The following is a 3,901-nucleotide window of genomic DNA, read 5'->3' as shown; positions in this document are numbered from 1 at the left end:
GTCCGCCGCCGTCCTACTTGACCGTCGACGACGGTGACGGCGCCGGAGAAACCGTGTTGAGGTCCTGCAGTTCCTTGGGGATCTCCAGCGCGACGACCGGCGCCCCGACCTGCGGCGCCGGCGGCGTCACCGCCTCCCGCGGCATCTTGGGCGGGCTGGTCTGCTGGAAGTTGACCTGCTCGTGATTGACCAGCCCCGTCGCCTCCAGCACCGTGATGTGGTCGAGCACCGTGTCGTTGGCCTGGTCCGCCAGTTGCCGGACGAGGGTGTTCCTGGTGTTGGCCCGGATGTTGGCGATGGCGGGGAAGATCTGCCCGTGCGTCACCCGCATGATGTTCACCGCCGTGGAGTCGAACTCCTTGCCGCTGGTGGACTTCACGGTCTCCACGAACCCCTGCTGCTGCGGTGACGCCTGGTTCGGCAGCGTGATGCCGAGCTCCAGCGAGATCCTTCGGCACGAGTCGTCGAGCCGGCCGTGACCCACGACCAGGTGCTCGCCCGCCTCCTTCATCTCCGGCGTCGTCCCCCGCTCCATCGCCAGCAGGCCCAGCGGGTGCTCCCACAGCCCGGCGGCGCGTACCTTCACCACGAAGTCGCGGTCCGCCTCGGTCAGCGGGCCGTAGTTCGTGTTGGCCACCACCCGGTCCGGCTTGGTCGATGTGTTCTGTACGCCCAGCATGGTGGGATAGGCGAGCGCGGTGAGGGTGAGGATCATGGCTCCGCCCACGAACGCGGTACCTGCCGTGCTGCGCGAGATGCGCATCGTGCCTCCTGGGATATGAACGGCCCAACAGCAGGGAGTACGGACGCCGGGCGCAAGACAGTCACCGTTCGGGAAAGAATTTTCGGACGGTCTCGGCGGGCGTGGGCGGCCTGCCGCCGTCCTCACCCCCCCGGTCGCCGTCGGAGCGGCCCGGCGAACCGGCGCCCACCGCGGGCCGCACACGTGTCACCAGCGCTTTCCCGGAGCGGAAGGACGTACCGGCCCGGATCTCGTCGAGCAGCGTCACGGCCGTCGCCACGGACGGGGCCGACGCCGCCGGGGGTCCGCCGTGCCGAAGATCACACACGCTGCCGGGCGGAGAGCGGACGGGGGCGGCCGCGGGCGCCGAGGAGGGAGGTGCGGACGGGCGTCGAGGAGGGTGGGAGGCGCGGACGGGCGTCGACGGTTCGGCAGTGGCCGGCCCCGGACGTGTCCCGGGGTGCCCGGGTGCCGGAACCGGTCAGGAACGGCGGACGGAGTCCGCCAGCCAGGTGCAGGCGGCCCGCGCCGTGAACTCCGTCTGCCCGCCCCGCAGCAGCAGACCCGCGGTGGCGAACTCCGGCGCGTCGGCCTGCCCGGCCACGTAGGGGATCGCGATACAGCGCATCCCGGCCGCGTGCGCGGCGGAGGCGCCCGGGGCCGCGTCCTCGACCACCACGCAGTCGGCCGGGTCCGCGCCGAGCCTGCGGGCCGCCTCCAGGAAGATGTCGGGAGCCGGCTTGCCGCGGGCGACCTCATCGGCCGGGACGACGGTGCGCAGGTACCTGTCCAGGCCCGTGCCGGCCAGGATCGACCCGATCGCCTCGGGCGAGGAGCCCGAGGCCACGGCCATCGGGACGCCCTCGGCCGCCAGCAGCTCGACGAACGCGCGCATCTGCGGGTACACCGGCGTCGAGGCGCCGGCCAGCTTCAGGTAGTGGCGGTTCTTGACCTCCAGCAGCTCCTCCACCGGTGCGGACAGGCCGTACCGCTTCCGCCAGTCGGCGATCGTCTCGCGGGTGCTGATTCCCACGTACCGCTCGTGCTCCTCCCAGGAGAAGTCCGGGACCCCGTACGCGGCGAGGGTCCGCCTGCCGGCCTCGTAGTAGTTCGGCTCGCTGTCCACGAGCGTTCCGTCGAGATCGAAGACGACCGAGAGGGTGCCGAGCGTGCTCATGGGCCCAGCATGGCAGGACTCACTTCCGCGCCGTCCGGCCGATCGACTCCACCAGGGGCAGCAGCCGGTGCGGCACGCGCTCACGCAGTGCCACCTCACTGCGTGTGCGGACCACTCCGGGCAGGCTGATCAGCTTCTGGATCACGTCTTCCAGATGGGCGTTGTCGCGCGCCACGACCCGGGTCAGCAGATCACCGCCGCCCGTGATGGAGAAGGCCTCGACGATCTCGGGCACGGCGGCCAGTGCGTCGCCCACCTCGTCCAGGTGCCCCTGGGTGACCTCGATGTGCACGAACGCCAGCACGGGATGGCCCAGCGCGGCCGGGGAGAGGGCGGGACCGGTGCCGGTGATCACGCCGTCGCGCTCCATACGGTCGAGCCGGGCCTGCAGGGTGCCGCGGGCGACCCCGAGGATCCGCGCGTATTCCCGCACGCTGGTGCGCGGCTGCTCCAGCAGCAGCCGCAGGATGCGGGTGTCCAGCTCGTCCACGGCCATGAGGTCCCCGCTCCCGCTGTCGGCCATTGGCATGGTTATGGCCGTAGAAGTGCCGAAGGAACTGTACCAATGGCCCATTGCTGGTCGAGCCTGTTGAGCCACTGGTGGAGGAGATGCTCATATGGGGGAGTCGATGGCGCTGCGGACCTCCGTGGCGCCTTTCTCATGCCATGGCGTACATCCTTCCCGTCCCATGGCGCACACCATCGAGATCTCAGGGGGCAAGCGGTGCTGAAGAGGGTGTTCACGGCCCCGGACCCGGGCCGGACACGGCTGCGCTTCGCGGCGCGGGCCGTGCTCGGCATCGGGCTGGCCGTCGTCGTCTGCGGCCTGGCCGGGCACTCGCTCACCGGGGTCGTCACCGGCGGACTCGCCGCGCTGCTCGCACTGTTCACCGTCACCGACACCACGGTCCGCGGACAGGCCGTCACCACCGCGCTGCTGCCCGCCGTCGGCCTGCCGGTACTCGCCGCGGCGGCCGTCGCGCACGACCAGCCGGTGGCCCGCGATCTCACCTTCCTCGCCGTCGTCGGCCTGGGTGTGTACGCCCGGCGCTGGGGGCCCCGCGGTCACAGCCTCGGTGTCTTCGCGTTCATGACGTACTTCGTGGCGCAGTTCCTGCACACGAGGCCGGAGCAGCTGCCCGAGCTGTACGCCTCCGTCACGCTGTCCGTGCTCGCCGCGGCCGTGACGCGCTTCGGACTGTGGTGCTACGAACGCGGCCTGCCCCCGCCCGTCGTGCCGGCGCCGCCCGCCGGTACCGGACTGGCCCGGGTGACCACCCGCCAGGCCGTCCAGGCGACCGCCGGCGCCGGTTTCGCCCTGGTCGTGGGCCAGCTGGTGTCCGGGGAGCGCTGGTACTGGGCGGTCGGCGCCACCTGGTGGGTCTTCGTCAACACCACCTCGCGCGGCGAGACCCTGGTACGCGGCTTCCGACGGGTGCTGGGCACGGTCATCGGCATCGGGCTCGCCCTGCTCGTCGCCGTCCCGGCGCACGGTCAGGGACCGCTCACGGCGCTGGTCGTCGCCGTCTCCGTCTTCGGCATCTTCTACACCGCCGCCGTGTCCTACACCTGGATGATGCTCTGGGTGACCCTGCTCGCCGCCATGCTCTACGGCCTGCTGGGCGTGCTGTCCCCCGGTCTGCTGGCGCTGCGGTTCCTGGAGACCGGCGTGGGCGCGCTCGGCGCCGTACTGGCGGTGGCGTTCGTCCTGCCCGTGACCACGCACCGCATCACCGACGGCTGGATCCAGCGGGCCCTGCGCTGTGTCCACGCCTGCACCGCGGAGGCGGCGGCGCGACTGGCCGGAACGGCGGACGCCGACCCGGCACCGATGGTGGCCGAACTGGAGCAGCTGCTCGCCCGGGTACGCCTCTCGGTGGCCCCCCTGGTGCACCCCCTGAACCCCATGCGCGGGCGCAAGCGGCGCGCCCGCCGGGTGCTCGCCCTGCTCGACGACTGTGCCCGGGAGATTCGCGGCCTCG

At 72.0% G+C, this 3,901-nt stretch carries 4 protein-coding genes; 1 reads left to right on the top strand and 3 read right to left on the bottom strand.

Annotation, left to right across the window (positions count from 1 at the left end; translation table 11 throughout):
• Positions 1-13 precede the first annotated feature (13 nt).
• The 3 genes from B9S61_RS03150 to B9S61_RS03135 form a co-directional block, all read right to left on the bottom strand.
• On the bottom strand, positions 14-763 hold the full coding sequence (locus B9S61_RS03150) for a DUF4142 domain-containing protein (RefSeq protein ID WP_103540805.1): 750 nt from the start codon (positions 761-763) through the stop codon (positions 14-16).
• Positions 764-1,223: 460 nt separating this feature from the next.
• Positions 1,224-1,919, bottom strand: a complete 696-nt coding sequence (locus B9S61_RS03140; protein WP_103540803.1) for an HAD family phosphatase — start codon at positions 1,917-1,919, stop codon at positions 1,224-1,226.
• A gap of 19 nt (positions 1,920-1,938) precedes the next feature.
• The gene (locus B9S61_RS03135; RefSeq protein ID WP_103540802.1) at positions 1,939-2,415 is read right to left on the bottom strand and encodes an Lrp/AsnC family transcriptional regulator; all 477 of its coding nucleotides are present in this window, start codon (positions 2,413-2,415) and stop codon (positions 1,939-1,941) included.
• A 228-nt stretch (positions 2,416-2,643) separates the two neighbouring features.
• Here B9S61_RS03135 and B9S61_RS03130 point away from each other — a divergent pair.
• Positions 2,644-3,901: FUSC family protein (locus B9S61_RS03130; RefSeq protein ID WP_103540801.1), on the top strand; the 1,258-nt coding region annotated here is incomplete at its 3' end.

The sequence above is a fragment of the Streptomyces sp. SM1 genome (genome assembly GCF_002910825.1).
In the GTDB taxonomy this organism is placed as follows: domain Bacteria; phylum Actinomycetota; class Actinomycetes; order Streptomycetales; family Streptomycetaceae; genus Streptomyces; species Streptomyces okerensis.
Note: the sequence above shows the minus strand (reverse complement) of the source record. Positions and strands in the feature narration are given on the sequence as shown.